Source organism: Meridianimarinicoccus zhengii, assembly GCF_003254465.1.
GTDB classification, from domain to species: domain Bacteria; phylum Pseudomonadota; class Alphaproteobacteria; order Rhodobacterales; family Rhodobacteraceae; genus Meridianimarinicoccus; species Meridianimarinicoccus zhengii.
This window is the reverse complement of record NZ_QDFI01000194.1, coordinates 1-805: the sequence shown is the minus strand read 5'-3', so window position 1 is coordinate 805 and position 805 is coordinate 1. Positions and strand designations below refer to the sequence as shown.

Annotated in this window: 1 protein-coding gene and 1 pseudogene; both read left to right on the top strand. The window is 59.3% G+C overall.

Annotated features, from left to right (window positions below; genetic code table 11):
* Positions 1 to 361 (top strand): annotated as a pseudogene (locus DDE13_RS22570) (hypothetical protein); the annotation flags it as partial.
* A gap of 218 nt (positions 362 to 579) precedes the next feature.
* Positions 580 to 780 carry a hypothetical protein gene (locus DDE13_RS23150; protein ID WP_162631207.1) on the top strand — a complete coding sequence of 67 codons (201 nt, stop codon included), beginning with the start codon at positions 580 to 582 and terminating at the stop codon, positions 778 to 780.
* Positions 781 to 805 lie beyond the last annotated feature (25 nt).

Genomic DNA, 805 nt, shown 5'->3' with positions numbered 1-805 from the left:
GCTGAAAACTGTCGCGGCAATCGTCAGAGCGGCCAGCCAGAAGTTTGTTCAGCCTGAACTATGGAGCGTCGGGGCGGCCACAGGCTTCGCCGCAACGAGCCTCGGCGCCAGCTTCGGATCTAAGTTCGTGGCCGTGTCCGTCATTGCAACGGCCGTGCTCCTGCCGTTTCCGCTCGTCGATTGGACATCTACGCGCCGCGTGCGGGCCGCTGGCGCTCCCATCTTCGCCTTCCCATGCGGCGCGCTCATCCTGGTAGGCCTTATCGCGGTGTTCTCGGTGACGATGGTTATCGTTCGGCTTTGCGCCGATCCGGTTGTCACGAAGGTCGGCCGTGGGCGGGTGGCACGCGCGGGCGGGTAGTCCGCTGCCAGCCTGGCGGATCGTCTGCCGGATGCCCGAAGTGCGCCGATGCGTCCAAACTTCTGGAAACTCAAATTCCATGCAAAAATAAATATACATAAATAAATACATCTTCCCAACGTGTGACGGCAAGCGCACACTGACGTTGCGGAATTTTCATTGTGCCGACGTTTCCCCGTGCCGCGAATACCAGTCGTCATTCAAGAAGGATTTTGCGCATGAGAAGAACGACCCTTCTACTGTCTGCTTTGACCCTGATCGCACTGTGCTCATCGGCCAGCGCGACGGTCATCCTGACATACGCCGACGGCACACCCGTGACCGACACCGATGGACAGCTTCAGCCCGTCACGGGCGAACCGGTCATCGATGTCGACTTCTTCGTTCAGGCTGAACAAACTTCTGGCTGGCCGCTCTGACGATTGCCGCGACAGTTTTCAGCCA

Bases quoted from the DNA above. Each gene is read 5' to 3' on its own strand.
- DDE13_RS23150 (WP_162631207.1), top strand. From the start codon at position 580: ATGAGAAGAACGACCCTTCTACTGTCTGCTTTGACCCTGATCGCACTG.